We start from the raw sequence: 25,339 nt of genomic DNA on the forward strand, positions 1-25,339 counted from the left end.
TTAGTACTCCACAAGCTTATAGTTTACCCCTTGTTGTTCGTATTCAAGGGCTTTCCCCTCTAAAACTTCAATTTGTTCGAGGTTAAAATCGGGATTGTGGTCTTCGACACGCTTAATTGCTTCTGGTTGAGAGTCAGCTTCAATATATAGTGAGCGTGTGTTCTCCCGGCGTGGCATTTCTTTTTTTGATTCTTGATAATAAATTTTAAAGATCATGTTTTTTCCTTCCTTCTTCAATAAAAATGTGTTCCAATAAAAATAAAGTTTTTCCCGTTCAATAAGTTGTATTGCTACAACGCATCTTAGAATATTTTATCACAGCGGTACTTATAAGTATAGAATTAGGGTTTTGAAAGGACGGACGTTCAATGAAATTAATCATTTTGGGATTGTTGCTTGTGCTGGCAGTGTTAGCGCTAATGGTTTATATAAAACGGCGTAGGGTTTCGAAAGCAGCGACGATTGTCCGTAACTCAGGCGAAACCATCGTTGATGAGGCCATGGGATTCGTGGCTGAGCAAATGCGTTCTCAGGGTTTTGTATTGGTTACTAAGCGCGGTACGTCTGTAGCAGATGTTTGGGGACAGGCAGTTGTGGGGTTTAACTACAAGATTAAACTTAACGACCAGGGCAATTTTAGAGATGTGGGTGACCGAATTGATTATTGGCTAACACAGTATTGTCAAAGGAAAGATTTAATGGAAAACCAAGAACCGATGTTGCGTGTTTCAGATTTATGGGCAAACAAAAACATTTTAGAGGTTGATGTAGTTTACCTGATTAACGAGCAAACTAAAAATTACTTAAAGGACTTAAGCAAATTATAGAAAATAAAAAGACGCAGGGCTTCTCCTAAAATAATGGAGAAACCTGCGTCTTTTGTCATTCTTATGATCTTTAACCAATCAAAATGGCGTTATCGTCAATTGAAAATGGATCCTTTTTGTTAATGTGATCATAGAATAGGGTTCCCTTAAGGTGATCGATTTCATGTTGACATACGATTGCGGGGTAATCACGTAGTTTTATAGTTTTTTCTTCACCTTCAACGGTTTGGTACCGAATGGTGATCCGGTCGTAGCGGGGAACGTAGCCAGGGACTTCTTTGTCTACTGAAAGGCAACCTTCACCTTCGTCGAGTGCAGCAACTTGAACGGACTGACTGACGATAACTGGATTTACGAGGGTTTCTTCAAAGATAATCTCGTCATCTGGTCCGGGAACCAAAACTGAGGCCATTTGGATTGATAGGCCAATTTGGGGAGCCGCCAAACCAACGCCCGCTCTTAAATGATATTTTTGAGCGATTTTAGGATCTTGGCTGTTTTTTAGGTATTCCATCATTTCGTCAGCAACTTTAAGATACTTGGGATCGAGAGGAAAAGTCAGCTTTTCGGCCCGTTTGCGCAAAACTGGATTACCATCTCGCGTGATATCATTCATTTTAATCAAGATAAAAACCTCCAATTTGTCTGATATTAAGTATAATATAGATTAAAGAGAATACAAAATAAATCTTTAGTGAGGTAGCATTGTGGGAATTAAGGAAAATTTTAGCTATCCGTTGGACGAACGGTGGAATGTTCAAGAGATTACGGACGTAGTAGATTTCTTTACTAAAATTGAAGAAAGCTATCAAAAGGGCGTTAAAAAGCAAACGTTAAAGAACGCCTACGACAAATTTCGGCAAGTGGTTCCGAATAAAAGTGAAGAGAAACGAATTTATCGTGAATTTGAACAAAATTCAGGAATGCAGCCGTTTCAAGCAGTTAAACAACTTCGTGATGAAGGTGTAAAAATTATTAAGGTGACCGAAAATGGATATCACTAAAACCCAATTAGAACAAATTGATCAACAAATTTGTGATTTTTTGCGGCAGGATCGCCAATTTATTTTAGAACAAATGCAAAAACATTATGCTGTTGGACAAAAAACGGGGCGGCGTGATTTAGTAACTTCGCTAGATAAAGAAAACCAGCAAAGGATCATTGCCTTCTTAGAACCGTTATTGCAGCCAGCTAAAATATTGGCAGAAGAAACTGAACGTCAAATCACTGATTCTACTGGTTTAGTGTGGGTAATCGATCCGATCGATGGTACCATGAACTTTGTAAAACAGGGTGAAGACTTTGCCGTAATGGTTGCGTTGTATGAGGACGGACACCCAATTTTGGGTTATATTTACGACGTGATGCGTGACCGATTGCTACATGGAGGGCCAGGACTGGGTGCCGCCTATTGTAACGAAGTGAAACTAACCTCGCCGGAAAATCTGCCGTTAGCAGAGGGATTGGTAGGGCTAAGCGGTCCGATGTTAATTGCAAATAAATTTAATTTTCAAACAATTGAGGCACAAAGCTTAGGTTCACGGGTCTTAGGAAGTGCGGGAATTGAATTTAGCCGAGTGATTTTAGGTAAGCAAGTCGGCTATGCATCCACGCTTAAACCGTGGGATTTTGCGGCTGGAAACGCTTTAGCGATGGTATTGGGACTCATGGTTGACCGTATTGACGGAAGCCCACTTAATATGCTAAAATCGGGCGTTGTACTAGTTGCTACGAAAAAGGCATTTGCTACTATAATGAACATAGTAAAATGAGCTTGTGCTGTGACCGAACAATGAGTCACAGGTTTTTTTATGTAAAGCCATTGCAAAACGAAAGGGAGAAACAAATTTTGAAATTAAGAGACGATATTAGAAATATTGCGATTATTGCTCACGTTGACCACGGTAAAACAACGTTAGTTAATGAATTGTTAAAACAATCGGACACGTTAGATGAACACGTTCAAATCGAAGATCGGGCGTTAGACTCCAACGCAATCGAAAAGGAACGTGGAATTACCATTCTTTCTAAGAATACGGCTGTTCGTTATGGCGACAAGCAAATTAATATCTTAGATACTCCAGGACATGCGGACTTCGGTGGTGAAGTAGAACGGATCATGCGCATGGTTGACGGGGTTTTGTTAGTTGTGGACGCATTTGAAGGTACCATGCCGCAAACCCGGTTCGTATTGAAGAAAGCTTTGGAACAACACTTAACTCCAATCGTGGTAGTTAACAAAATCGACCGCCCCGGTGCTCGTCCTGAAGAAGTAGTTGACGAAGTTTTGGACTTGTTCATTGAACTTGGTGCTGACGAAGATCAACTTGAATTCCCAGTGGTTTACGCTTCAGCTTTGAACGGAACTTCAAGCTTCTCCTCAGATCCTGCAGAACAAGAACACACGATGAAACCAATTTTTGACACGATTGTGAAGACCATTCCTGCTCCGGAAGATACTTCTGATCAACCACTTCAATTCCAAGTAGCAATGCTTGATTATAACGATTTCGTGGGTCGGATCGGAATTGGTCGGGTATTCCGCGGTACCATTAAGGTTGGCGATAACGTTACCGTAATGAAGTTGGATGGTAGTAAGAAGAACTTCCGGGTTACTAAGCTATTTGGTTACTTTGGCTTGAAACGGTTGGAAATTAAGGAAGCTAAGGCCGGTGATTTAATTGCCGTTTCCGGGATGGAAGACATTTTCGTTGGGGAAACCGTTGCAGATGCCGAACACCCAGAAGCATTGCCAGTTTTGCGGATTGACGAACCAACTTTGCAAATGACCTTCAGAACTAACGATTCGCCTTTTGCTGGTCGGGAAGGAAAATTTGTTACTTCACGTCAATTGGAACAACGTTTGAAGCAAGAATTGCATACGGACGTTTCCTTACGAGTTGACGATACTGATGATCCCGGTGCTTGGGTTGTTTCTGGCCGTGGGGAACTACATCTTTCAATCTTGATTGAAATGCTTCGTCGCGAAGGCTACGAACTACAAGTTTCTCGTCCAGAAGTTATCCTTAAAGAAGTTGACGGTAAGATGTGCGAACCGTTTGAATCAGTTCAAATTGATACTCCTGATGAATATACTGGTTCAGTTATCGATTCACTTTCACAACGTAAAGGTGAAATGAAGAACATGGAATCAACCGGAAACGGACAAACTCGGTTGACTTTCTTAGCTCCTTCACGCGGATTAATCGGGTACTCAACCGAATTCCTTTCAATGACTCGGGGATACGGAATTATGAACCATACTTTCCAAGAATATCTACCAGTGATTAAGAATTGGAACCCGGGTCGTCGTAACGGTACTTTGGTATCCATTAACTCAGGTAAGGTAACCACATACGCAATCATGGCAATCCAAGATCGCGGGGTAATCTTTACTGATGCCGGAACCGAAGTATACGAAGGAATGATCGTTGGTCAAAACAGCCGGGAAAATGATATTTCAGTAAATATCACCCGGGGACGGAACCAAACTAACGTCCGGGCTGCTGGTTCTGAAGATATTGCTAAGGTTAAAGCACCATTACACATGACGCTTGAAGAATCCCTTGAATTCTTAAATGAAGATGAATACTGTGAAGTTACACCAGAAAATATTCGTCTCCGTAAGCAAATCTTAAATACTAACGAACGTGAAAAAGCGGCTAAGAAACGTAAAATGGCTGCTAAAAAATAATAAATATCAGGTTTACGTAAACACGTTAGAAAATAACGCTGTTTAAGTTCTTCTTAAGAAGGGGTCGGGAAAAATTTTCTCGGCCTCTTTTTAATTTTCCGGAGAAAATATAGGATATAATAGAACAGTATTATTAGGATAAAGGTGGATAACAATGCAAAGCATTATCAATTGGCTGCCGCAAAAATTAAAGCGGCGGCTTCCAGACCTAGATTTATGGGTCGTTTTTCCATACGTGTTGCTAAGTATTTTTGGGATCATTATGGTATATTCGGCCAGTGCAGACTACTATATTCAAAATGGGATTAGCGCTAAAAGCTATTTGCTGAAGCAAGCGGTGTGGGTAGCCGTTGGATTTGTGATTACCTTGCTAGTCTTTTTGATGAACAAAAAAGTTTTTCGAAATAAGAAAATTTTGATGTTCGCATTTGTGGCACTATTTTTGGCGTCAATATACTTAATTTTCTTTGGCCCTAACACTAACGGAGCCACTGGTTGGATTTATATTGGTTCGTTTGGGATCCAGCCGGCTGAGTACTTAAAACTGTTCATCATTCTTTACTTAGCTAATATCTTGTCGTTGCACCAGCACCGCATGGAATTAGGTGACGAGATTTCAGCGAAGACGACCTGGAGCCCGGCCGTTATTGTATTCGGGCTAATCGTACTAAATTTTTTGGAACACGATTTAGGGGGTTCCACAATTAACGCAGCGATTGCAATTGTGCTCTTCTTGGCAGCTGGGAAAAATTATCGGCAAAGTGTTGCAATAATTTTTGCGGGTTTGGCAGTCTTTTTTGGGTTGTTGACGACGGTAGCTTCTAAAATTGACGTCAACACCTCCAATTACATGCTGCAAAGGTTGGTCGGCTTTGCACACCCGTTTGAGCTATCCAAAGGAGCCGGAAACCAATTAGTTAATTCTTATTACGCGCTCGGTAATGGTGGGATATTTGGTGTTGGCTTAGGAAATAGTATTCAGAAAAAAGGATACTTGCCAGAAGCAAATACCGACTTCATCATGTCCGTGGTAGCTGAAGAGTTAGGGTTAATTATGGTGATTATCATTATTTCGGTGCTCTTCGTGATTATTTTCCGGGCAATTATCTTAGGTACCAAGTCAAACCGGATGTACGATACGTTAATTTGCTACGGAATTGCGACTTATTTAGTAGTTCAAACCTTTTTCAACGTTGGTGGAATTACCGGCTTGATCCCGATTACGGGGGTAACTTTTCCCTTTATTAGCTACGGGGGGTCGAGTATGATTGTTTTATCTGCCACCATTGGCGTTTTGTTAAATATTAGTGCTTCACAAAAAAGAAGCCAAAGAATAGAGCAAAGGGAAGCAAAATAAATGGAGATAACTGAACGGCAAAGCATCGTAATTTTCTTTAGTCACCTAAAAAAAGTTACGGCTTTGAAGAAGCTAGGGGATATTAATTATTTGTCCAAAGAGATGCATTACTTGATTTTGTATGTTAACCGAGCTGACGCAGCGGAAACGCTGAAAAAAATTCGCAGTTTTAATTTTGTGCGTACGGCGTATATTTCACCACGCGCTGATTTGCGAGTCAACTACGATGAGGACTATACGATAACAGAGGAAGATGAACAATGAGAATTATTTCTGGTGATTTTGGTGGCCGACGGTTAAAGGCGGTCCCAGGGATGAAAACCCGGCCCACGACTGATAAAATTAAGGAAAATGTATTTAATATTATCGGGCCATATTTTACCGGTGGCGCCGTTTTAGACATGTATGCTGGTAGCGGCGGGCTCGCTATTGAGGCGGTCTCGCGGGGCATGGAACAAGCAACCTTGATCGATAAGCAAATGGCGGCAATTAAGACTATTCGGGATAATGTACAGGTAACGAAACATTCGGAGCAGTTTCAGATAATTAAAGGTGATACCAAAAAAGTGATTCATAATTTAGCGAAGCAGGCGGTATCGTATAACATGGTCTTTTTTGACCCGCCATACGCGTTGCAAACCATCGCCCAAGATATTGTGTCCCTGATGGAGCTAGATTTACTTGCTAAAGACGTCACCATTGTCTGTGAAACTAGTGAAGAAGTCGAATTGCCCGCCCAAATTGGCTGGTTAGCTAAAACACGTGAGCAACGCTACGGTATTACTAAGATTGTTATCTACAAGGCGGGTAGCTAGATAAAATATTTTAAGTAAGGAAGCAAAACATAATGACGAAGGCACTTTATGCGGGAAGTTTTGACCCGGTTACTAACGGACACGTGGATTTGATTCGCCGTGCTGCGCAAATCTTTGATGAGCTGGTGGTAGTGGTCGCTATTAATACTAATAAGCAGCCGTTATTTTCTCCTCAAGAGCGGGTTAACTTGTTGACGATGGCGATGCAGGACTTGGAGAACGTGAGCTTTACCACGTCTAGAGGGTTGACGGTGGATACTTTTAAAGAATTAAATGCGGACGTTTTGGTACGTGGCGTCCGGAACGCCGCCGACCTTGATTTTGAGACACAAGTCGCACAAATGAACCAATTTTTAGCCGAACAAGTTGAAACCGTCTTTTTGCCAGCTGATCCTAAATGGAACTTTACCTCTTCAAGTTTAATTAAAGAAGTGGTGAAAATGGGTGGTAGCATCCACGGGTTAGTACCGGAAGCAGTGGAGCTACAGCTTAAAAGTCGACTAAAAAATAAATAAACTAAAGACTGGAAGAAATTCCGGTCTTTTTTTGTATATATAGTTGAGGAGGGGTGAAAATGTGGGAAGAAATTTGGGAAAAATACCAAAAACCAATTATAATAGGAAGCATCTTGATGGCGGCTATTTTGTTAGTTGTTAGTTTGCTACGGCCGAAGAATACTGTGCAGTCCCCACAAGAAAACTCAGAAGTGATGATGGCGGGTTCGGAAGCTCAATCTAGCTCTGTAACTAGCAACCCTTCGACTGATAGTGTTCAAAAATCAGCTGGTAAGCAGAAGCTAATGGTGGACGTAAAGGGTGCGGTTAAAAAACCGGGAGTTTATGAAGTAAAACCGGGGATGCGGGTCGTCGACGGAATTGAACTGGCTGGCGGATTGACTGAATCTGCGGACCGCAAAAACATTAATATGGCTTTACAATTAAGTGACCAACAGGTAGTGTACATACCCATTAAAGGAGAAATTAAGGACTTTGATCCTAAGCAGTTAATGGGAACCGCTGGCAATGCTGGAAATGAAAGCCTGGCAAGTTCTTCATCGGCTGGTGAGTTAGTAAACATCAATACGGCTGATAAAAATGCTTTGTTAACGTTAAACGGGATTGGAGATAAAAAGGCGGATCAGATTATTAGCTATCGGGAAGAACAGGGTGGCTTTAAAACCATTGATGATTTAAAGCAGGTTCAAGGAATTGGTGATAAAATTTTTGCAGGTTTAAAGGATTCAATTACGGTTTAAAAAGGATGGTTAAAATGGATAAAAGAATTGATTGGGACCAATATTTCATGACACAGGCACTATTATTATCGCTACGGAGCACGTGCAAACGGCTTTCTGTCGGAGCAATTATTGTCCGCGACCGGCGCGTAATTGCTGGAGGATACAACGGATCGGTTAGCGGCGACGTGCATTGCTTAGACGAAGGATGCTACTTAGTTGATGGCCATTGCGTGCGGACAATTCATGCTGAAATGAACGCGGTGTTGCAATGCTCTAAATTTGGCGTGGCAACTGACGGAGCGGAGATTTACGTTACCGACTTTCCGTGTCTGCAATGTACCAAAATGCTTTTACAAACGGGCATCGTGAAAATTAATTATTTACGAAACTATAATAACGACCCTTATGCAGTAGCACTTTTGAAACGTAAAAACGTTGCCGTTAAGCAAATTAAGTTTACGGACGAAGATTTAGCTAAAATCGATATCAAAACTTTATTAAAGGATGGAAAGTAGTAGTTCTTTAATTTGGGCAACGGTGACGATCTTTTTGCTGGCGGGATACGTTTTTACTCGTTCAATAGTTTTTTTAGTATTGCTATTTGTTTGGTTTGGCCGGGTTTGTTGGTTGCGGCAGCTTTTCCCAGTGATACAAGTTGTGACGTTGGGATTGCTTTTTGGGTGGCATTTTAGTCACGTGAGTCATTTTATCGGGCAACATCAGAAAAGTTATGAAAATGTGCGGATAATCTTAAACGTGCACCCTGATGAGGTCAAAATTCGAGAAGATGGGATCAGCATCCGAGCGTTTAATAATAGTTTTGATCACCAAGGAGTTCAGGCTTTTATCCCGCTGGAGTCCCCCAAATTACAGCAAAGCTTCCAAAATAATTCGCAAGATTTACAACTAGAAGTTGCGGGAAATCTGGGACCGTTAGCGCAACCAACCAACGTGAACCAATTTGATTTTCGCCGCATTATGTACGGTAAAAAGGTCTACTATAACTTAAACAAGACGCAGCTGATCAATGTTCGACAACTCCCCTTAAAGAGTTACCAAGCATGGATGCACCACTGGCGGAAGAAGTTATTAGACCGCTGTCAGCAGTTTGCAGAACCGTTGCGTAGTTATTGCGCGGGAATCATTTTGGGCGAGCAGACCGATTTTCTAAAAGAAAATAGTGAAAAACTGCGTAATTTAGGTATTATTCACTTATTTTGTATTTCGGGATTACACGTTTTTTACTTCATCAAGTTGATTGAAAAAATAGGAATCTGGTTGCGAATCGATCGGGAAACTTTGTTTACCATACAAATGGTAGTTTTACCGATTTATTTCGTGCTTGGAGGAGGAAGTACAAGCCTTTTTCGGGCAGTCACACTAATTTTAATTAAGCTGGTGGCACAACGACTACGGTTGGATTTTGGGGGTGGCGTAGAGGCCTGGTGCATAGTTTTATTGATTAATCTATGGCTGAATCCATTCGTGCTGCTTCAAATGGGTGGTCAGCTAAGTTACTTGCTATCCCTAGTTTTGATTAGTCAAAGTACCACTAGCAGTTTAAAAATTTCATTTAAACTATTTTTGATAGAAATACCGATTATCCTCTTTTCGATGTACAAAATTCACCTTTTGACGGTCCTTTTTAATTTACTATGCGTACCGCTTTTTTCAAGCTTAGTGATCCCGGCTGTTTTAATAGCTTTTTGTTTCCCACTCACTGCCAGCGTGATTAATCAGGTGATTATCGGGATAGAGTGGGGATTGCAACGGTTAGATCAGCTTCCAGGACTTTTACTAATCGGAAAGCCTAGTCGCTGGTTGGTGATGTTTCTTTTAGTGATTGCACTTAAAATTGTATCCACGGATGCACAGACCTTGAAGAAACGACTTTTTAAAGTTTATTGGTTAACTTGGATAGCGACGGGAGTTTATTTTCGTTTACTGCCTTTTGGAGAGGTTACGTTCTTTGACGTCGGTCAAGGAGACAGTATTTTAATTCGGGAGCCTTTTAACCGATCGGTAACCATGGTGGACACGGGTGGTAAGTTACGGTTTGGCTCCCGGCAAAAGCAGACCTCTACAATTGCTAAGAATAGTTCAATTAATTATTTACAAAGCATCGGCATTAGTAAGATTGATACACTTTGTTTGACCCACCAAGACGTTGACCACATTGGAGAAGTAAAGGCGGTTTTGCAAAATTTAAAGGTCCAACAGCTGCTCTTTCCCGCCGGGGTAGAAAAAACGGATAACTTCCGTTACCAAATTTTGCCCTATCTCCACCAAACCCGGATCGTTGAGGTTTTAAAAGGTGCTCAAGTTTCCCGACTACCGCTGCAAATTTTATATCCGGAACGGCCGGGGAAGGGCGCAAACGAAGATTCTTTAGTGCTGGAAGGTAAATTTGGCGGAAAAAGAATTTTATTGTCTGGTGATTTAGACATTAGTGGTGAACAGAAACTACTACAAAATCCAGAATTGGTTGGTAAGGTGGACATTTTTAAATTGGGACACCATGGCAGCAAGACTGCTAATTCGCCTGAATTGTTATCCGCAATTTCCCCTAAATTAGCGGTCGTTTCGGCGGGACGAAATAACCGGTACGGCCATCCAAATGCGGAAGTGATTGAGCGCCTGCAACGATTACGAATTCCGGTCGTTTCTACCCAAGATTACGGGATGATTTCTTATAGATATTTTTTTAATGGTATGGGAAGATGGAAGGTAGGAATTGATAAAAAAGGAAGCATTGTTCAATGAAACTTACTGATTTAAAAAAGGATGTTGCTAAAGGTAACCTTCAGCCAATCTATTTGATTGAAGGGCCGGATAACTACATTCAAAACGCAGCCAAAAAAATACTAACCGCGCTAATCCCAGAAGACCAGCAAGTGATGAATGTTGGAACGTATGACTTAGAAAATACCGATTTAGGCTTGTTATTAGACGATGCGCAATCCTCACCATTTTTTGGGGACTATCGGCTGGTGATTGCTAATAATCCGGTTTTTCTAACTGGTGAAAAAACTAAAGTTAAGTTTAATTTGGACGGCTTAATTAATTACTTGAAGCAACCCGAACCCACGACTATTTTAGTGTTTGCTGCTAAATATGAAAAATTGGATGGCCGAAAAAAAATCGTCAAAGATTTGAAAAAGCAGGCCACCGTTATTGACGCTAACCCGCCCAAAGAGGCTGATACTCGGCAGTTAATTCAACAGTTTGTTAACGAGCGTCAAATTCAAATTGCCAGCCCGGCAGTCGAAGAATTGATTTTACGAACGGGAAATAATTTAGCGCAAGTGATTAATGAATTGGAAAAATTGACCGTTTACGCAGCGGATTCGAAGCACATTGACCTAGAGGCGGTACAAAAACTCGTTCCCAAAAGTCTGACCCAAAATGTTTTTGATTTGATTAAGGTGTTGATGAAGGGGGATGTGCGACAGTCGATTGCGGACTATTCCGTCTTGTTGCTTAACCAAGAGCAACCATTGCGAATTAACGCCGCCTTAGTTAGTCAATTTCGGTTACTCTTACAGGTTAAAATTTTAACGGAACGGGGATTTTCTCAAGGTAAACTTGCTCAAGAATTAAAGGCCCATCCGTACCGAATTAAATTAGCTATGCAGGCGGTGCGCCAATTTGATATGGCTAGCCTCAAACGTGCTTTTCTCGGATTGCTTGATTTAGAAGAGCAATTAAAAACAACCCAAAGACCCCCGCAGGAACTCTTTGAGTTGTTTCTAGTTAAATTTAAAAATGGATGGCAATAAAAAAACACCGGATCACCGGTGCTTTTTTATTTAGCAAGCATTTTTGCTAAGCGAGACTTCTTACGTCCAGCGTTGTTAGCCTTGATAAGACCCTTTGTTTTAGCACGGTCAATACGGCTGTAAGCTGTGTTTAAAAGTTCATTAGCGTTTTCAGCGTTGTTCTTAGCAGCAATTTCAAATGCTTTGATGCTGGTACGCATTGCGCTCAATTGCGAACGGTTGCGAGCAGCAGCTTTTTCGTTTGTACGAACACGTTTCATTGCAGATTTGATAACTGGCATATTATTCACCTCCAGAGTATGCTTAATACAACAGTAGTATTATACAGAAAGTACGTTATTAATGCAATGCTCGAATAAACTTGAAAAAAGTTTTGAGTTTCGGTAAACTAGGATGTGCTTATAAAAGCAAACCCATTACTTAGTCTATCGATCTGCCGACGATTTACTCAGTCTTGGGCAATTTAAAGAATGAGGTGGATAAAATGGCAATTTCACAAGCAAAGAAGAACGAAATTATTGCAAAATACGCTCGTCACGAAGGCGATACAGGTTCTGCAGAAGTACAAATCGCAGTTTTGACAGCAGACATTAACGAAATCAACGAACACATCCGTGTTCACCGGAAAGACTTCCATTCACAACGTGGATTGATGAAGAAGATCGGTCATCGTCGTAACTTACTTGCTTACCTACGTAAGACAGACGTACAACGTTACCGTGAATTAATCAAGAGTCTTGGCCTTCGTCGTTAAGATTGGTCAGATAAAGCCCTCTGCATCTCGATGCGGGGCTTTTTTGTTTGCCTTAAAAAAATACGAGGGAGTTCTGCTTAATAATTAAGTTGACTTAATCAGCTGGTTAATAAATTATTGAAATCCTAAAATAGTTAGTTAAATTGGAGCAGTCTCCAGAGCGCGAGACTGCTTTTTATTTGGAAGCGAAAAGTAAATTTTTAAATAAAAAACCTCCTAATTGCTAAATGAGCGGCATTAAAAATGGGGGGTGTTTTACTAATGTGTTAACGGCAGACCAAGCACTGGCCGTAGTCAATTTAGAGAAATTTGTTAGATAAATTTTACCGTATAGATAAAGTGAACGCCAAAGTCTTCCTGCGTGCTTTTTGTTTTTGACAATTAATCTATGCTAAAATTAAAGCAGTATATAAATTGTGCGGAAACTAAAGAATATTTAATGTAGGTGAAAAAATGAGTGATGTTATAAAAATCATTCCGTTTGGCGGCGTTCGCGAAAACGGAAAAAATATGTATGCAGTTGAAATCCATAATGATATTTATATTTTGGATTGTGGGCTTAAGTACCCAGAAAACGAGTTATTGGGAATTGACATAGTAATTCCGGATTTCTCGTATCTAGTTGAAAATAAAGACCGAATTGTCGGGGTGTTCTTGACCCACGGCCATGCGGATGCCATTGGAGCATTACCTTACTTTTTGAAGGAAATTGAGGTGCCGGTATTCGGTTCGGAAATGACAATTGCGTTGGCAAAAATTACGGTCAATGATGACCCCGACTTACGCAAATTTAAAAACTTCCACGTGGTGGACGAGAAGAAGGAAATTGATTTTGGGGACGTGACGGTCTCGTTTTTCAAAACTACGCATACCATTCCAGATTCATTAGGAATCGTCTTGGATTGTGATGAAGGACGAATCGTATACACCGGAGATTTCAAGTTTGATCAAACCGCTACAGATGGATACGCGACTGATTTTGGACGGTTAGCCCAAATTGGTACTAAGAAGGTAATTGCGTTATTGAGTGATTCAGCTAACGCAGAAAACTTTGAACGGCCTTCTAACGAAACCGAAATTGCAGCAAGCATCGCTGAAATCATCAAGTATCACGAAGGCCGGGTAGTGGTCGCTTCCGTAGCATCGAATATTTTACGAATTCAGCAAGTAATCGACGCGGCTGTTCAGTCGGGACGCAAAGTTGTTTTGACGGGTCACGATTTAGAAAAAATCGTTAATACGGCGATTAAATTGAATAAGATTAATATTCCAGACGATGACTTAATCGTTCCGTTAAATAAACTTGATAAGCTTGCTCCAGAAGAAACCATCGTTTTAGAAACGGGTAAGTTAGGCGAGCCAATCAAAGCCTTACAAAAAATGGCTTCTCGTCGTCGAGGAAAATTACGAATTGAGCAGGGTGATTTAGTTTTAATTGCTACCAACCCTTCCCACGCAATGGAAACAACCTTTGCGAAGACTAAGGATATGCTCTACCGGGCGGGAGCCGAAGTTAAGTCGATTTCTGACCGCGCTAATGCAAACGGGCACGCAAGTCGTAACGATTTACAGTTGATGCTGAATTTAATTAAGCCCCAGATTTTGATTCCAATTCAGGGTGAGTACCGTTTGTTGGCGGCTCACCAAGAACTAGCTGAACAGGTTGGAATGAAACCAGAACAAATTTTCATCGTCAATAAAGGTGACGTTTTAGAGTACCAGGATGGTGAAATGTTCCATGGTAAGGGTATTGAAGTTGGCAATACAATGATCGATGGAATCGGGGTCGGTGACATTGGTAACATTGTGCTAAGGGACCGAAAAATCCTTTCCGAAGATGGAGTGTTTGTTGCGGTAGTTACCATTGATCGGAAGAAGAAAATTATTATTAAGGAACCTAAGATCACTTCAAAAGGGTTTGTGTATGTTAAAGCAAGCGGCGATCTAATTGAAGAAAGTTCTAAACTGGTTAAGAAAACCGTGCAAGCTAACTTAGATAACAAAGAATTTGATTGGGGGCATTTGAAACAAGATGTCCGCGACAAATTAGGTAAGTACCTTTACGACCAAACTAAGCGGCGTCCGGTAATTTTGCCAGTGATTATGGAAGTTAATCAGCACCATAAAAAAGCTAAAAAGGTTAGTAAGAAAAAATAATGAAGGAAATTGATGAACAACTCACCCAGGCTAAAGAACTCTGGGATGATGGTAAACAAGCCCAAGCGATCCAAATTTTGGAAGAACTTGACGAAAAGACGCCTACCACCCAGGTTGCGGAATTATTAAACCATTTTTACGTTGCTAATCAACAATATTCTGAAGCATTACAATTGGTCGCAAATCAGTCGACCAATTTTTTGCATCATCCGGGAGTTTTTGCGGATTATTTAGGGGCGTTAATTGCTACTAATAATTTCATTGTGGCGTGGAAAACTTTAGCGTCAGCCGATCAGCAGATGAAAATACCGGCGATGGTGACGCGCCTCGAAGAAGCCGAAGTCCGCTATCAGGAAGATTTTCCGCAAAGCGTGCGGGCCGATGAACGCCATTTTTATCATCTCGGTGATCGTCAATTAGCGGATCAGATAAAAGCAATTAAGCAAGCATACCACTTGCCACAAAAAAACTATATTCGGGCAGCAAGTTTTAACTTAGTCGACCCGTACTTAAACCAACTTACCCGCGTTTCAATTCTAAAAGACCTGGTTGATTTACGGGTTGAACGCGAATTAGATTTTATTTGGCTTGACGAAAAAAGCTATCGGGTGGTCCCAGCCCAAATTGATGTCGGTCGTTTACGTAAAGAACTTATGCGATTAATTGAACAAAGTGCAGATCCGGTTCAGGCAGAGTTATTGATTCAGCAAGCGGGGCTAATGTACGATTTAGCATTTCCCTTTCCAGAGCGGGTTTTTGCCACGGCTACGGGATGGCTGGCGGCATTGCAGGCCCAGTTTCTGGCTGGAAAAGAGGTGAAACAATTTCACAGCTTAAACAAAATCATGAACAGTATTATGACTAGTTAATAAAAAAGCCAAATAATTATAATATTTTAGTTTACAAAATAAAGGCGATTATTATACAATACTAGAGGATTCTCTGAGGGTGCTTTGCCTTTCGTGGAGGATGTAGTATAATATTTTTTAAAGGATCCAGTTATTCATTTGAATGCTGAGTGATTCTTACGACATACAGGAGGTTCGTATTAATGGCAAAAGAACATTACGAAAGAACAAAACCCCATGTAAATATTGGTACAATTGGCCACGTTGACCATGGGAAGACTACTTTGACAGCTGCTATTACAAAAGTGTTGTCAGAAAAGGGATTAGCTCAAGCTTCAGATTACGCTGATATTGATGCTGCTCCTGAAGAAAAGGAACGTGGGATTACAATCAACACAGCTCACGTTGAATACGAAACAGAAAAGCGTCACTACGCTCATATTGACGCCCCAGGACATGCTGACTACGTTAAGAACATGATCACTGGTGCTGCTCAAATGGATGGTGCTATCTTGGTTGTTGCTGCAACTGATGGTCCTATGCCACAAACTCGTGAACACATTCTTCTTGCTCACCAAGTTGGTGTTGACTACATCGTTGTATTCTTGAACAAGACTGACCTTGTTGATGACGACGAATTGGTTGACCTTGTTGAAATGGAAGTTCGTGAACTTCTATCTGAATATGATTTCCCTGGTGACGATGTTCCTGTTCTCCGCGGTTCAGCTTTGAAGGCTCTTGAAGGCGACCCAGAACAAGAAAAAGTTATCATGGAACTTATGGACACAATTGATGAATACATTCCAACACCAGAACGTTCAACTGACAAGCCATTCTTGATGCCTGTTGAAGACGTATTTACGATTACTGGTCGTGGTACAGTTGCTTCAGGTCGTATCGACCGTGGTGAAGTTAAAGTTGGTGACGAAGTAGAAATCATCGGTCTTAAGGATGACGTTAAGAAGACTACAATTACTGGTCTTGAAATGTTCCGTAAGACTCTTGACGTTGGTGAAGCCGGCGATAACGTTGGTGCACTTCTACGTGGTATCAACCGTGACGAAGTTGTTCGTGGTCAAGTATTGGCTGCTCCTGGCTCAATCCAAACTCACAAGAAGTTCAAGGGTGAAGTTTATGTTCTATCAAAAGAAGAAGGTGGACGTCATACTCCATTCTTCTCAAACTACCGCCCACAATTCTACTTCCATACAACTGACGTAACAGGTGTTATCGAATTGCCTGACAACGTTGAAATGGTTATGCCTGGTGATAACGTTACATTTACTGTAGAACTTATCGAACCAGTTGCTATTGAAAAAGGTACTAAGTTCACTGTTCGTGAAGGTGGACACACTGTTGGTGCCGGTGTTGTATCAGAAATCGACGACTAATATTTACATTAGTCCCGCGAAAAACCCGCTATTTGCGGGTTTTTTTGTTATATTCATATTTACTTTTTGAATTATATACGTTAAGATTATAAGCGTATGCAATCCAGAATTGTAATGAAATAAATCATTTGTCGGAGGGAACACAATGACTGCAAAGTGGGAAAAAACAGGTACTAACGAAGGTAAATTAACTTTCGAAGTTGGTACTGATATGATTAAAGAAGGCGTTGACAAAGCATTTCAACGTACTAAGAAGAGTTTAAATGTTCCAGGATTCCGTAAGGGACATGTACCACGCCAAATTTTTAATAAACTTTATGGTGAAGAAGCTTTATACCAAGATGCTTTAAACATCGTATTGCCAGATGCTTATTCAGCAGCAATTAAGGAAGCTGGTATTGAACCAGTTTACCAACCACAAGTTGACGTTGAAAAGCTTGAAAAGGGCGAACCTTGGGTATTGAGCGCAATTGTTACCGTTAAGCCAGAAGTTAAGCTTGGTGAATACAAGGGTGTTAAGGTAATCAAGCAAAGCACTCGCGTAACTTCAAAAGAAGTTGACGAAGAAATTGAAAAGAAACGTGAACAACAAGCTGAATTAGTCTTAAAAGAAGGCAAACCAGCTGAAAAGGGCGACACAGTGACTATCGACTTTGATGGTTCAATTGACGGCGTACCTTTTGATGGCGGTAAGGCCACTAACTACGACTTAGAACTTGGTTCAAACTCCTTTATCCCAGGTTTTGAAGATCAATTAATTGGTCACAACACGGATGACGACGTTGACGTTAAGGTAACCTTCCCAGAAGATTACCAAGCTGAAGAACTTCAAGGTAAGGAAGCGCTATTCAAGGTTAAGATTCACGAAATCAAGACTAAGGAACTTCCCGAACTTGACGATGAATTCGCTAAGGACGTTGATGAAGACGTAGATTCACTTGAAGAATTGAAGGCTAAAACTAAGGACCAAATCAAGGAACGTAAGATTCAAGCAGCTGACGAAGCTAAGGAAAGCGAAGCAATCCAAGCAGCCGTTGACAATGCTGAAATCAAAGAAATTCCTGAAGCAATGCTTCGTGAAGACGTTGACCGTCAAGTTAACCAATATCTTGCAAACATGCAACAACAAGGTATTAGCCCAGACATGTACTTCCAATTAACTGGTTCATCAGAAGACCAACTTCGCCAACAACTTAGTGAAGGTGCTGAAAACCGGGTTAAGACAACCTTAGTTCTTGAAGCAATCGTTGAAGCTGAAAAGATCGATCCTTCTGACGAAGAATTGGATGCTGAATACAAGAGCTTAGCTGAACAATACAACATGGAAGAAAAAGCAGTTCGCTCTGCATTGACTGCTGACATGGTTAAACATGATGTAGCAATTAAGCAAGCTGTTGACTTGATTAAGGATTCTGCAATTGAAGAACCTAAGTCAAAAGCTAAGAAGAGTGCTAAGAAATAATCGAATTTTTTAAAGTAGGAAGTAACCAAGTTGGCTACGAATTGTCCGCCGGTAATTTAAAGAGTTAACGGTGGTACTAGAGAGGTTGGAAAAGGTAATTTTCCAGCCTCTTTCTACTTATTTAGGATAAATGCGCCATCAGCTAGCAAAACGTTTAAATTGGCGTATCCTTAGCGATTCTGCTATGATGGTTGTATAAATATTTGAGAGGTGACAGGATTGTATGATGATCAACAGACATCTGACCAAATTGTTTGCTCTTTTTGTGGTAAAACGCAAGATCAAGTAAAAAAGATTATTGCTGGTCCAGATGTATATATCTGTAATGAATGTGTTGACCTATGTAAAGAAATCATTGACGAAGAACTTGCTTCGGAAAAGAAACCCACTGAAATCACTAACATCCCGACTCCTGCGGAAATTGTTGATTACCTCGACCAATACGTAATTGGTCAAGAAGAGGCTAAAAAGACGTTATCCGTAGCGGTATATAACCACTACAAACGGATTAACAAAATGGCCCAGGCGGATGCTAAGGATGATGGTCCTGAATTACAAAAAAGTAATATCAGTTTAATTGGACCAACTGGTTCCGGAAAAACTTTCTTGGCTCAAAGTTTGGCTAAAATCTTGAACGTGCCGTTTGCAATCGCGGATGCGACTACCTTAACCGAAGCAGGGTACGTGGGAGAAGATGTTGAGAACATCTTGCTCAAGCTTTTGCAAAATGCCGATTATGACGTTGAAGCAGCCGAACACGGGATTATCTACATCGATGAAATTGATAAAATCGCTAAGAAGAGCGAAAATGTTTCAATTACCCGGGATGTTTCGGGTGAAGGTGTCCAACAAGCTTTACTAAAGATTTTGGAAGGCACGATTGCTAACGTTCCTCCTCAGGGTGGACGGAAACATCCTCAACAAGAATTCATTCAAATTAACACTACCAACATCTTATTCATTGTCGGGGGTGCGTTTGACGGAATTGAAACAATCGTAAAGAATCGCTTAGGCGATAAGACGATTGGGTTTGGAACGAATGCAAGCACTTCGTTAGATGAAAGTAAGAGCTTGATGCAACAAGTAATCCCTGAAGACTTGTTAAAATTTGGTTTGATTCCCGAATTTATCGGTCGTTTACCAATTTTAACTGCTTTAGAAAAATTAACTGAAGAAGACTTAGTCCGGATTTTAACCGAGCCTAAGAACGCCTTAGTTAAGCAATATAAAGCCTTGCTTGCCCTTGATGGGGTTGAATTGAAGTTTACCCCACAAGCCTTGCACGCGATTGCTGAACAAGCAATCAGCCGAAATACGGGGGCGCGGGGACTGCGGTCGATTATTGAAAACGTGATGCGGGACATCATGTTTGAAATTCCGTCCCGAGATAACGTTGCTAAAGTTACGGTTAACAAGAAAACGGTGGTTGACGGCGTAGAACCAGAAGTGGAACTAACCAACGAACAAGCATCGTAATTTCAAAAATTGGAACTAGGTGAATTACTTAAGCCTGGTTCTTTTTTTTGAATCCGTGTTATGATTAAAGGCGGAATTGGAAGGTGGGAATTTAATGGAAGTCCATAATGTAGAGTTACAAATTAGTGCTGTAAAGCCTGAACAGTATCCCGAACAAGGCTACCCCGAAATTGCCTTGGTAGGGCGTTCTAACGTGGGAAAATCTTCGTTGACCAACACGTTGATCAACCGGAAGTCGTACGCGCGGACGTCTTCACAACCAGGAAAGACACAGACACTAAATTTCTACCGGGTCGAAGATCAACTCTTTTTTGTTGACGTACCCGGATACGGATATGCAAAAGTATCCCAAAAGGAACGGGAAAAATGGGGTCGGATGATTGAAAAATATTTGACTTCTCGCAAGGAACTTAAGGGAGTAATTTCACTGGTGGATGCTCGGCATGATCCAACTGATGATGATATTTCCATGTATCAATACTTACGCTACTATGATATTCCGGTATTAGTGGTTGCTACTAAGAGTGATAAAATTGCCCGCGGAAAATGGAACCAGCATGAAAGCCGGATAAAAAAAGTCCTTAATTTTGATCAGCAAGACGCGTTTCAAATGTTTTCTGCGCAAACTAAGTTTGGCAAGGACGCAATTTGGCAATGGATTGAAGATAGGATGGGTGATTAGAAATGGAATTTAACGAGTATCAAAAGAAAGCTAATAAAACCCTTTTAGGCAATGAACAAGTATTAACGAATTGTGCTTTGGGGCTAGCGGGTGAAAGCGGCCAGGTAGTTAATTTAGTTAAAAACTATACTTTCCGGGGCGCTGATTTAGATAAGGAACAGTTAACCAAGGAAATGGGCGACGTACTTTGGTATTTATCCCAAGTCGCACAGTGGGCAGACATTCCTTTTGAAGAGGTTGCCCAAAAAAACATTAAAGACTTAGCAAAACGGTACCCGCACAGCTTTAAATAAAAAATAAAAAACCATCGTACCAATGGCCTCGTGAAATGAAGCAAGTTGGTAACGATGGTTATTTTTTTTGTCCTTTTTTGTCTTTATCTTTAGCTAAAAATTTATCTTTCTTCTTTTTTTCCTCAGCGGTGGTTGCCGGATTAGTAAATTGCCCCAGCATTTTTTCTAAATCGGTCGTTCTTTTTACGGTTAATCCCATTTGATAATCACTCCCTTGCGCATATCATACCAAAAATATTAGTAATTGTCAGAAATATACATTTCCATAACTAATATTCAGATTATTATGAATAATAATTCAAAATAACGCAAACGGTCTTCCTAAATGAGTATTCATAGTGTATATTAATAAACATTACATGAATAAGGAGATTGCGATGAGAAAAGAGAAGACATTTTTTAATTGGTTATTCATTATATTTTCATTATGTTTGGTTAGTACGGGAGTTGTCATAGCGGACACGGTGCACGCTACGACGAAAGACCCCACTTATCAACGAATTAGAGAGCGGGGATATATCGTTTTGGGAACGAGCCCAGATTACGCGCCTTATGAGTTTCAAACTTCTAGTAATGGAAAAAGTAAGGACGTGGGAATGGATATCAGCGTTGCTAAAGATATTGCCCACGATCTAGGAGTAAAACTAAAAATTAAAAACATGGATTTTGATTCCTTACTAGTAGGATTACAAACTGGCAAGGTTGATATGGTTCTTTCGGGAATGAATCCTAGTGCAGCTCGGCGGAAATCGGTTGATTTTTCTAACGTTTATTATCAAGGCGGTCAAAGTATTATTATCAATCAAAAGGACGGGCATTTATTTAAGGATAAAAACTCGTTTCATCAACGGAAGGTGGCTGCCCAAACGGGGTCAATCCAATATAACCTCGCCAAAAAGCAAATTAAGGGGGCTTCGGTAAGGGGAATTGAAAAGGGAACTGATTTGATTTTGGCCTTGCAAACTAATAAGGTCGATGGAATCGTAATGGAAAAGCCCACCGCGGAGGCCTACGCCGCGAATAACCGGGGATTAAAGATTCTCAACGCCCATTTTAAATTGAATGATGACGAAACTAGCACATCAGTAGCCTTACCTAAGGACTCTCCAGTTTTAAAAGCTAAAATTAACCAGACCATTGCGCGGATAAAAAAACAAAAACGGTTACCAGAATACTTAAAAACGGCGGGAACTTATTTAAAAGGCAATACTGTAGACACCTCCATGATCCATTATTGGAAGTACTTTGCACTTGGAGTGGGATACACGATCTTAATTTCGTTAGTGGGCGTTTGTTTTGGTTCAATAATCGGAGCGCTGCTAGCCTTAATGCGCTTAAGTCGACACACTAGCCTGCGGGCAATTGCGCTGGCTTATGTAGAATTTGTTCGGGGAACTCCGCTAATGGTGCAACTGATGTTGGTTTACTTTGGTCTGGGAATTGTAGTGAATTTACCGGCGCTGACTGCTGGGATGATCGCAGTTTCCTTAAATAGCGCGGCTTACGTTGCCGAAGTGATTCGGGGAGGAATTAATTCGGTTGATGAAGGACAGGTCGAAGCTGCCCAAAGTTTAGGACTAAATTATCAAGACCGGTTGCGTTTCGTAGTTTTACCACAGGCCTTAAAAAATATTTGGCCAGCGCTTGGCAATGAATTTATTTCCCTAATCAAGGAAAGCTCGATTGTTTCCATTATTGGGGTGACGGACCTAATTTACCAGCTAAAAATTGTCCAATCGGATACTTATCGAGGCGTTGCACCAATTTTAGTAGCGATGGTCCTTTACTTCGTTTTAACTTTCTCGCTATCGCGGTTATTAAAATTTTACGAAGGGAAGTTTAACTAATGACGAAAACTATTTTTAAGATTGAAAACTTAACTAAATCGTTTGCGCAGAACGTGATTTTAAAAGACGTTTCGGCGGAGGTGAAGGAAGGTGAGGTGATTAGTGTGATTGGTCCTTCGGGAGCTGGGAAAAGCACTTTCTTGCGTTGTTTAACCTTGTTAGAAAGGCCGACTGCGGGCGCGGTGGTTTTTGAAGGACAGAACCTAGTAGAAAAAAGCTTACGTGAAATTGAAGAAGTGCGGCAAAAGGTGGGCATGGTTTTTCAAAACTTTAATTTATTTCCTAACCTTACGGTGTTGGAAAACATTACATTAGCACCACGACGGGTAAAGGAAATTCCTGAAGAAGAAGCCCGGGGCCAGGCTCAAAAACTGCTAGAAAAGGTGGGCTTGGCAGATAAAGCGGATGCGTACCCGGGAAATCTGTCAGGCGGACAAAAGCAACGGGTTGCCATCGCTCGCGCGTTAGCGATGGAACCGGCTGTAATGTTATTCGATGAACCCACTTCGGCGTTAGATCCGGAAATGGTTGGCGAAGTTTTAACAGTTATGCGGGATTTAGCCCAATCCGGTATGACAATGGTAGTGGTTACTCACGAAATGCAATTTGCTAAATCGGTCTCGGACCAGATTTGGTTTATGGATGCAGCTAATATTCAAGAAAAGGGAACTCCCGATAGCTTTTTTGCTCAGCCACAAACTAGCCGGGCCCAGGATTTTCTCTCGAAAATTAACTTGCAATAAACTAATTGGCCCGACTAATTTTTAAACCCCCAAAGTGATTTTTGCGATTAACGGCGGGGGTTTTACTATGTAATGGGAATGGTTCCTTTTGATTGATAATTATGGTTAAATCAGAGTATAATGTTATGAGTTACGAGTAATTATGTAAACTAGGAGGCAGTGATTTGGCGTCAGAGCATATTGAGCATAAATTGGCTTTGTTACCGGACAAACCCGGCTGTTACCAGATGAAAAATTTGAATAGTCAAATTATTTACGTCGGTAAGGCGAAGAATCTAAAAAACCGGGTGCGCTCGTACTTTAAAAGCAGTCATGAAGGTAAAACGGCTAAATTAGTAAGTGAAATTGCTGATTTCGACTACATCGTCACCGCCAGTGATAAGGAAGCATTTTTACTAGAAATTACGTTAATCAAGAAGTACCAGCCCTATTACAACATCAAGTTGAAAAAGGGAACCGGATATCCTTACATTAAAATTACAAATGAAAAGGATCCGCGGATGCAAATTGTTTCTAACGTCCGGCGTGATGGGGGATACTACTTTGGACCGTACCCGAATATTTACGCAGCTGAAGAAACGCTTCATTTTTTAGAAAAGGTTTATCCCTTACGGCGTTGTAATGGATATCAAGGACGGCCCTGTCTGTATTACCACATGGGGCAATGCCTGGGGGCCTGCTTTAAAGAGGTTCCTAAAGAAGAATATGACCAACAGATTGCTAAAATTAAGTCCTTTTTGCGAGGAAACGTTGCTAAGGTTAAAAAGTCGTTGCAGGCAAAAATGCAACAAGCTTCTGAGACAATGGAATTCGAACGGGCTGCTGAAATTAGGGATCAGATTCACTACATTGAAGTTACCGTTGAAAAGCAGCGGATCATTTCTAACGACCGCACCCCCCGGGACCTGTTCAACTTTTATTTGGATAAGGGATGGTTATCCATTCAGATTTTCTTCATCCGTCAATCCCGGTTGATGAAGCGCGAGAAACGGTTGTTTCCAATTGCTTCGGATGTGGCTGACGAATTTTCTTCGTTCATTTTGCAATTTTACAATAATAAAAATAAAGTGTTGCCTAATGAAATTTTGGTACCAGAAGGATTGGACAATCAAATTATTAGCGAAATTTTAGGAGTGCCGGTCCGCACGCCTAAACGAGGGGAAAAGCGGGACTTAATGAATTTGGCTCGCGAGAATGCCCAAATTACGTTAGAAGAAAAGTTCCGTTTGTTAGAGCTTGACGAAAGCAAAACCGTGGGAGCCATGAAGGAAATTACCGATGCCCTGGGAATCCCCGAGGGTCACCGGATCGAGGCTTTTGACCATTCACATATTCAAGGAGCCGATTTAGTTTCGGCGATGGTGGTCTTTACCGACGGCAAACCCGACAAGAAGATGTATCGCAAGTTTAAGCTGAATACTGTTGATCACGCGGATGAAGCTGCCAGTACCCGGGAGGTAATTCGGCGTCGGTATGTTAGACTATTAAAGGAACACCAATCGCTGCCTGATTTGATTTTAATGGATGGCGGAGATGTACAGTTAAATGCCGCGCGCGATGTGTTGGTGAATGAGCTTAGTTTGCACATTCCGGTTGCTGGAATGGTAAAGAATGATAAGCATAAAACCGCAGATTTAATCTTTGGTGATCAAGACCAGCGGGTACAGCTTGATCCTAAGAGTCAGGGATTTTACCTAGTCCAACGGATTCAAGACGAAGTGCACCGGTTTGCGATTACTTTCCACCGGCAAATGCACGCCAAAAACTCGTTATCATCGCAACTAGATTCGATTAACGGGGTTGGACCAAAAACACGTAACAAGCTTTTACGGGAATTTGGGTCACTGAATAAGATTCGGGACGCTAAAATTGAAGAAATCGAAGCATTGGGAATCTCTGCGAAGGTTGCTAAAACGATTAAAATTTCGCTAAGTGCGGTGAAGCGGTGACTAACGGTTAACGCAGTTAAAAAAGAT

At 41.1% G+C, this 25,339-nt stretch carries 27 protein-coding genes; 23 read left to right on the plus strand and 4 right to left on the minus strand.

Annotation, left to right across the window (positions count from 1 at the left end; all coding sequences use genetic code 11):
• Positions 1 to 216: a DNA-directed RNA polymerase subunit epsilon gene (locus I6H64_RS02550; protein ID WP_002830487.1), complete on the minus strand. Its 216-nt coding sequence runs from the start codon at positions 214 to 216 to the stop codon at positions 1 to 3.
• A gap of 152 nt (positions 217 to 368) precedes the next feature.
• Here I6H64_RS02550 and I6H64_RS02555 point away from each other — a divergent pair, with 152 nt between their 5' ends.
• Positions 369 to 827: a hypothetical protein gene (locus tag I6H64_RS02555; RefSeq protein WP_008841338.1), complete on the plus strand. Its 459-nt coding sequence runs from the start codon at positions 369 to 371 to the stop codon at positions 825 to 827.
• A 70-nt stretch (positions 828 to 897) separates the two neighbouring features.
• On the opposite strand, the gene def is transcribed toward I6H64_RS02555, so the two are convergent.
• The gene (def, locus tag I6H64_RS02560; protein WP_002831966.1) at positions 898 to 1,452 is read right to left on the minus strand and encodes a peptide deformylase; all 555 of its coding nucleotides are present in this window, start codon (positions 1,450 to 1,452) and stop codon (positions 898 to 900) included.
• A gap of 82 nt (positions 1,453 to 1,534) precedes the next feature.
• Here def and I6H64_RS02565 point away from each other — a divergent pair, with 82 nt between their 5' ends.
• The 11 genes from I6H64_RS02565 (at position 1,535) to holA (ending at position 11,710) form a co-directional block, all read left to right on the plus strand.
• Entirely contained in the window at positions 1,535 to 1,831 is a 297-nt protein-coding gene (locus tag I6H64_RS02565; protein WP_002830483.1) for a UPF0223 family protein, read from the plus strand.
• Positions 1,818 to 2,600 carry an inositol monophosphatase family protein gene (locus tag I6H64_RS02570; RefSeq protein ID WP_005918651.1) on the plus strand — a complete coding sequence of 261 codons (783 nt, stop codon included), beginning with the start codon at positions 1,818 to 1,820 and terminating at the stop codon, positions 2,598 to 2,600. Before I6H64_RS02565 ends, I6H64_RS02570 begins: the two co-directional genes overlap by 14 nt.
• 77 nt (positions 2,601 to 2,677) lie before the next feature.
• Complete coding sequence (gene typA, locus I6H64_RS02575; protein WP_005918654.1) at positions 2,678 to 4,522, plus strand: translational GTPase TypA; 1,845 nt, start codon at positions 2,678 to 2,680, stop codon at positions 4,520 to 4,522.
• Positions 4,523 to 4,676: 154 nt separating this feature from the next.
• On the plus strand, positions 4,677 to 5,879 hold the full coding sequence (locus I6H64_RS02580) for an FtsW/RodA/SpoVE family cell cycle protein (RefSeq protein ID WP_008841335.1): 1,203 nt from the start codon (positions 4,677 to 4,679) through the stop codon (positions 5,877 to 5,879).
• Complete coding sequence (locus I6H64_RS02585; RefSeq protein ID WP_002830479.1) at positions 5,880 to 6,143, plus strand: YlbG family protein; 264 nt, start codon at positions 5,880 to 5,882, stop codon at positions 6,141 to 6,143.
• Complete coding sequence (rsmD, locus tag I6H64_RS02590; RefSeq protein ID WP_056985190.1) at positions 6,140 to 6,694, plus strand: 16S rRNA (guanine(966)-N(2))-methyltransferase RsmD; 555 nt, start codon at positions 6,140 to 6,142, stop codon at positions 6,692 to 6,694. The genes I6H64_RS02585 and rsmD overlap by 4 nt, the downstream gene beginning before the upstream one ends.
• A 32-nt stretch (positions 6,695 to 6,726) precedes the next feature.
• A complete protein-coding gene (gene coaD / locus I6H64_RS02595) occupies positions 6,727 to 7,209 on the plus strand; it encodes a pantetheine-phosphate adenylyltransferase (protein WP_005921945.1) in 483 nt (160 codons plus the stop codon).
• A gap of 59 nt (positions 7,210 to 7,268) precedes the next feature.
• Positions 7,269 to 7,949: a helix-hairpin-helix domain-containing protein gene (locus I6H64_RS02600; protein ID WP_008841332.1), complete on the plus strand. Its 681-nt coding sequence runs from the start codon at positions 7,269 to 7,271 to the stop codon at positions 7,947 to 7,949.
• A 14-nt stretch (positions 7,950 to 7,963) separates the two neighbouring features.
• Complete coding sequence (locus tag I6H64_RS02605; protein ID WP_005921939.1) at positions 7,964 to 8,446, plus strand: ComE operon protein 2; 483 nt, start codon at positions 7,964 to 7,966, stop codon at positions 8,444 to 8,446.
• Positions 8,436 to 10,694 carry a DNA internalization-related competence protein ComEC/Rec2 gene (locus I6H64_RS02610; RefSeq protein WP_008841330.1) on the plus strand — a complete coding sequence of 753 codons (2,259 nt, stop codon included), beginning with the start codon at positions 8,436 to 8,438 and terminating at the stop codon, positions 10,692 to 10,694. The genes I6H64_RS02605 and I6H64_RS02610 overlap by 11 nt, the downstream gene beginning before the upstream one ends.
• The gene (holA, locus tag I6H64_RS02615; RefSeq protein WP_002830472.1) at positions 10,691 to 11,710 is read left to right on the plus strand and encodes a DNA polymerase III subunit delta; all 1,020 of its coding nucleotides are present in this window, start codon (positions 10,691 to 10,693) and stop codon (positions 11,708 to 11,710) included. Before I6H64_RS02610 ends, holA begins: the two co-directional genes overlap by 4 nt.
• A 26-nt stretch (positions 11,711 to 11,736) precedes the next feature.
• On the opposite strand, the gene rpsT is transcribed toward holA, so the two are convergent.
• The gene (gene rpsT, locus I6H64_RS02620; RefSeq protein WP_002830471.1) at positions 11,737 to 11,991 is read right to left on the minus strand and encodes a 30S ribosomal protein S20; all 255 of its coding nucleotides are present in this window, start codon (positions 11,989 to 11,991) and stop codon (positions 11,737 to 11,739) included.
• 203 nt (positions 11,992 to 12,194) lie between these two features.
• On the opposite strand from rpsT, the gene rpsO reads away from it, so the two are divergent.
• The 8 genes from rpsO to I6H64_RS02660 all read left to right on the plus strand — a co-directional run bounded on the left by rpsO (position 12,195) and on the right by I6H64_RS02660 (position 20,773).
• The gene (gene rpsO, locus I6H64_RS02625) at positions 12,195 to 12,464 is read left to right on the plus strand and encodes a 30S ribosomal protein S15 (RefSeq protein ID WP_002830470.1); all 270 of its coding nucleotides are present in this window, start codon (positions 12,195 to 12,197) and stop codon (positions 12,462 to 12,464) included.
• Positions 12,465 to 12,917: 453 nt separating this feature from the next.
• Positions 12,918 to 14,621 (plus strand): ribonuclease J, encoded by a 1,704-nt coding sequence (locus I6H64_RS02630; RefSeq protein WP_008841327.1) that lies wholly within the window; start codon positions 12,918 to 12,920, stop codon positions 14,619 to 14,621.
• Positions 14,621 to 15,490 carry a hypothetical protein gene (locus tag I6H64_RS02635; protein ID WP_008841326.1) on the plus strand — a complete coding sequence of 290 codons (870 nt, stop codon included), beginning with the start codon at positions 14,621 to 14,623 and terminating at the stop codon, positions 15,488 to 15,490. The genes I6H64_RS02630 and I6H64_RS02635 overlap by 1 nt, the downstream gene beginning before the upstream one ends.
• 182 nt (positions 15,491 to 15,672) lie before the next feature.
• On the plus strand, positions 15,673 to 16,860 hold the full coding sequence (gene tuf / locus I6H64_RS02640) for an elongation factor Tu (protein WP_002830466.1): 1,188 nt from the start codon (positions 15,673 to 15,675) through the stop codon (positions 16,858 to 16,860).
• Between the two features lie 145 nt (positions 16,861 to 17,005).
• Complete coding sequence (tig, locus tag I6H64_RS02645) at positions 17,006 to 18,322, plus strand: trigger factor (RefSeq protein WP_008841325.1); 1,317 nt, start codon at positions 17,006 to 17,008, stop codon at positions 18,320 to 18,322.
• 219 nt (positions 18,323 to 18,541) lie between these two features.
• The gene (gene clpX / locus I6H64_RS02650) at positions 18,542 to 19,798 is read left to right on the plus strand and encodes an ATP-dependent Clp protease ATP-binding subunit ClpX (protein ID WP_008841324.1); all 1,257 of its coding nucleotides are present in this window, start codon (positions 18,542 to 18,544) and stop codon (positions 19,796 to 19,798) included.
• A 94-nt stretch (positions 19,799 to 19,892) separates the two neighbouring features.
• Positions 19,893 to 20,480 (plus strand): ribosome biogenesis GTP-binding protein YihA/YsxC, encoded by a 588-nt coding sequence (yihA, locus tag I6H64_RS02655; protein ID WP_002830460.1) that lies wholly within the window; start codon positions 19,893 to 19,895, stop codon positions 20,478 to 20,480.
• A 2-nt stretch (positions 20,481 to 20,482) separates the two neighbouring features.
• Positions 20,483 to 20,773, plus strand: a complete 291-nt coding sequence (locus I6H64_RS02660) for a nucleoside triphosphate pyrophosphohydrolase family protein (RefSeq protein ID WP_002830457.1) — start codon at positions 20,483 to 20,485, stop codon at positions 20,771 to 20,773.
• A 58-nt stretch (positions 20,774 to 20,831) separates the two neighbouring features.
• Here the strand turns inward: I6H64_RS02660 and I6H64_RS02665 are convergent, their stop codons facing one another.
• Positions 20,832 to 20,972: an SPJ_0845 family protein gene (locus I6H64_RS02665; protein ID WP_002831946.1), complete on the minus strand. Its 141-nt coding sequence runs from the start codon at positions 20,970 to 20,972 to the stop codon at positions 20,832 to 20,834.
• A gap of 178 nt (positions 20,973 to 21,150) precedes the next feature.
• Between I6H64_RS02665 and I6H64_RS02670 the strand changes: the two genes are divergently transcribed.
• The 3 genes from I6H64_RS02670 (at position 21,151) to uvrC (ending at position 25,312) form a co-directional block, all read left to right on the plus strand.
• Positions 21,151 to 22,620, plus strand: a complete 1,470-nt coding sequence (locus I6H64_RS02670; protein ID WP_036685251.1) for an ABC transporter substrate-binding protein/permease — start codon at positions 21,151 to 21,153, stop codon at positions 22,618 to 22,620.
• Positions 22,620 to 23,363 carry an amino acid ABC transporter ATP-binding protein gene (locus tag I6H64_RS02675; protein WP_005917362.1) on the plus strand — a complete coding sequence of 248 codons (744 nt, stop codon included), beginning with the start codon at positions 22,620 to 22,622 and terminating at the stop codon, positions 23,361 to 23,363. Before I6H64_RS02670 ends, I6H64_RS02675 begins: the two co-directional genes overlap by 1 nt.
• A gap of 164 nt (positions 23,364 to 23,527) precedes the next feature.
• The gene (uvrC, locus tag I6H64_RS02680) at positions 23,528 to 25,312 is read left to right on the plus strand and encodes an excinuclease ABC subunit UvrC (protein WP_036685248.1); all 1,785 of its coding nucleotides are present in this window, start codon (positions 23,528 to 23,530) and stop codon (positions 25,310 to 25,312) included.
• The last annotated feature ends 27 nt before the right edge of the window (positions 25,313 to 25,339 follow it).

Origin of the sequence: Pediococcus acidilactici (assembly GCF_016127815.1) — a bacterium.
GTDB classification, from domain to species: Bacteria; Bacillota; Bacilli; order Lactobacillales; family Lactobacillaceae; genus Pediococcus; species Pediococcus acidilactici.

What these genes read in the sequence shown, in the direction of transcription:
- rpsT (WP_002830471.1), bottom strand. Translation starts at nt 11,991, where the DNA reads ATGCCAGTTATCAAATCTGCAATGAAACGTGTTCGTACAAACGAAAAA.
- I6H64_RS02585 (WP_002830479.1), top strand. Translation starts at nt 5,880, where the DNA reads ATGGAGATAACTGAACGGCAAAGCATCGTAATTTTCTTTAGTCACCTA.
- yihA (WP_002830460.1), top strand. Translation starts at nt 19,893, where the DNA reads ATGGAAGTCCATAATGTAGAGTTACAAATTAGTGCTGTAAAGCCTGAA.
- I6H64_RS02660 (WP_002830457.1), top strand. Translation starts at nt 20,483, where the DNA reads ATGGAATTTAACGAGTATCAAAAGAAAGCTAATAAAACCCTTTTAGGC.
- holA (WP_002830472.1), top strand. Translation starts at nt 10,691, where the DNA reads ATGAAACTTACTGATTTAAAAAAGGATGTTGCTAAAGGTAACCTTCAG.
- rpsO (WP_002830470.1), top strand. Translation starts at nt 12,195, where the DNA reads ATGGCAATTTCACAAGCAAAGAAGAACGAAATTATTGCAAAATACGCT.
- I6H64_RS02600 (WP_008841332.1), top strand. Translation starts at nt 7,269, where the DNA reads ATGTGGGAAGAAATTTGGGAAAAATACCAAAAACCAATTATAATAGGA.
- I6H64_RS02605 (WP_005921939.1), top strand. Translation starts at nt 7,964, where the DNA reads ATGGATAAAAGAATTGATTGGGACCAATATTTCATGACACAGGCACTA.
- rsmD (WP_056985190.1), top strand. Translation starts at nt 6,140, where the DNA reads ATGAGAATTATTTCTGGTGATTTTGGTGGCCGACGGTTAAAGGCGGTC.
- I6H64_RS02555 (WP_008841338.1), top strand. Translation starts at nt 369, where the DNA reads ATGAAATTAATCATTTTGGGATTGTTGCTTGTGCTGGCAGTGTTAGCG.
- I6H64_RS02550 (WP_002830487.1), bottom strand. Translation starts at nt 216, where the DNA reads ATGATCTTTAAAATTTATTATCAAGAATCAAAAAAAGAAATGCCACGC.
- I6H64_RS02675 (WP_005917362.1), top strand. Translation starts at nt 22,620, where the DNA reads ATGACGAAAACTATTTTTAAGATTGAAAACTTAACTAAATCGTTTGCG.
- coaD (WP_005921945.1), top strand. Translation starts at nt 6,727, where the DNA reads ATGACGAAGGCACTTTATGCGGGAAGTTTTGACCCGGTTACTAACGGA.
- I6H64_RS02610 (WP_008841330.1), top strand. Translation starts at nt 8,436, where the DNA reads ATGGAAAGTAGTAGTTCTTTAATTTGGGCAACGGTGACGATCTTTTTG.
- tuf (WP_002830466.1), top strand. Translation starts at nt 15,673, where the DNA reads ATGGCAAAAGAACATTACGAAAGAACAAAACCCCATGTAAATATTGGT.
- I6H64_RS02635 (WP_008841326.1), top strand. Translation starts at nt 14,621, where the DNA reads ATGAAGGAAATTGATGAACAACTCACCCAGGCTAAAGAACTCTGGGAT.
- I6H64_RS02570 (WP_005918651.1), top strand. Translation starts at nt 1,818, where the DNA reads ATGGATATCACTAAAACCCAATTAGAACAAATTGATCAACAAATTTGT.
- I6H64_RS02670 (WP_036685251.1), top strand. Translation starts at nt 21,151, where the DNA reads ATGAGAAAAGAGAAGACATTTTTTAATTGGTTATTCATTATATTTTCA.
- I6H64_RS02665 (WP_002831946.1), bottom strand. Translation starts at nt 20,972, where the DNA reads ATGGGATTAACCGTAAAAAGAACGACCGATTTAGAAAAAATGCTGGGG.
- I6H64_RS02580 (WP_008841335.1), top strand. Translation starts at nt 4,677, where the DNA reads ATGCAAAGCATTATCAATTGGCTGCCGCAAAAATTAAAGCGGCGGCTT.
- tig (WP_008841325.1), top strand. Translation starts at nt 17,006, where the DNA reads ATGACTGCAAAGTGGGAAAAAACAGGTACTAACGAAGGTAAATTAACT.
- I6H64_RS02630 (WP_008841327.1), top strand. Translation starts at nt 12,918, where the DNA reads ATGAGTGATGTTATAAAAATCATTCCGTTTGGCGGCGTTCGCGAAAAC.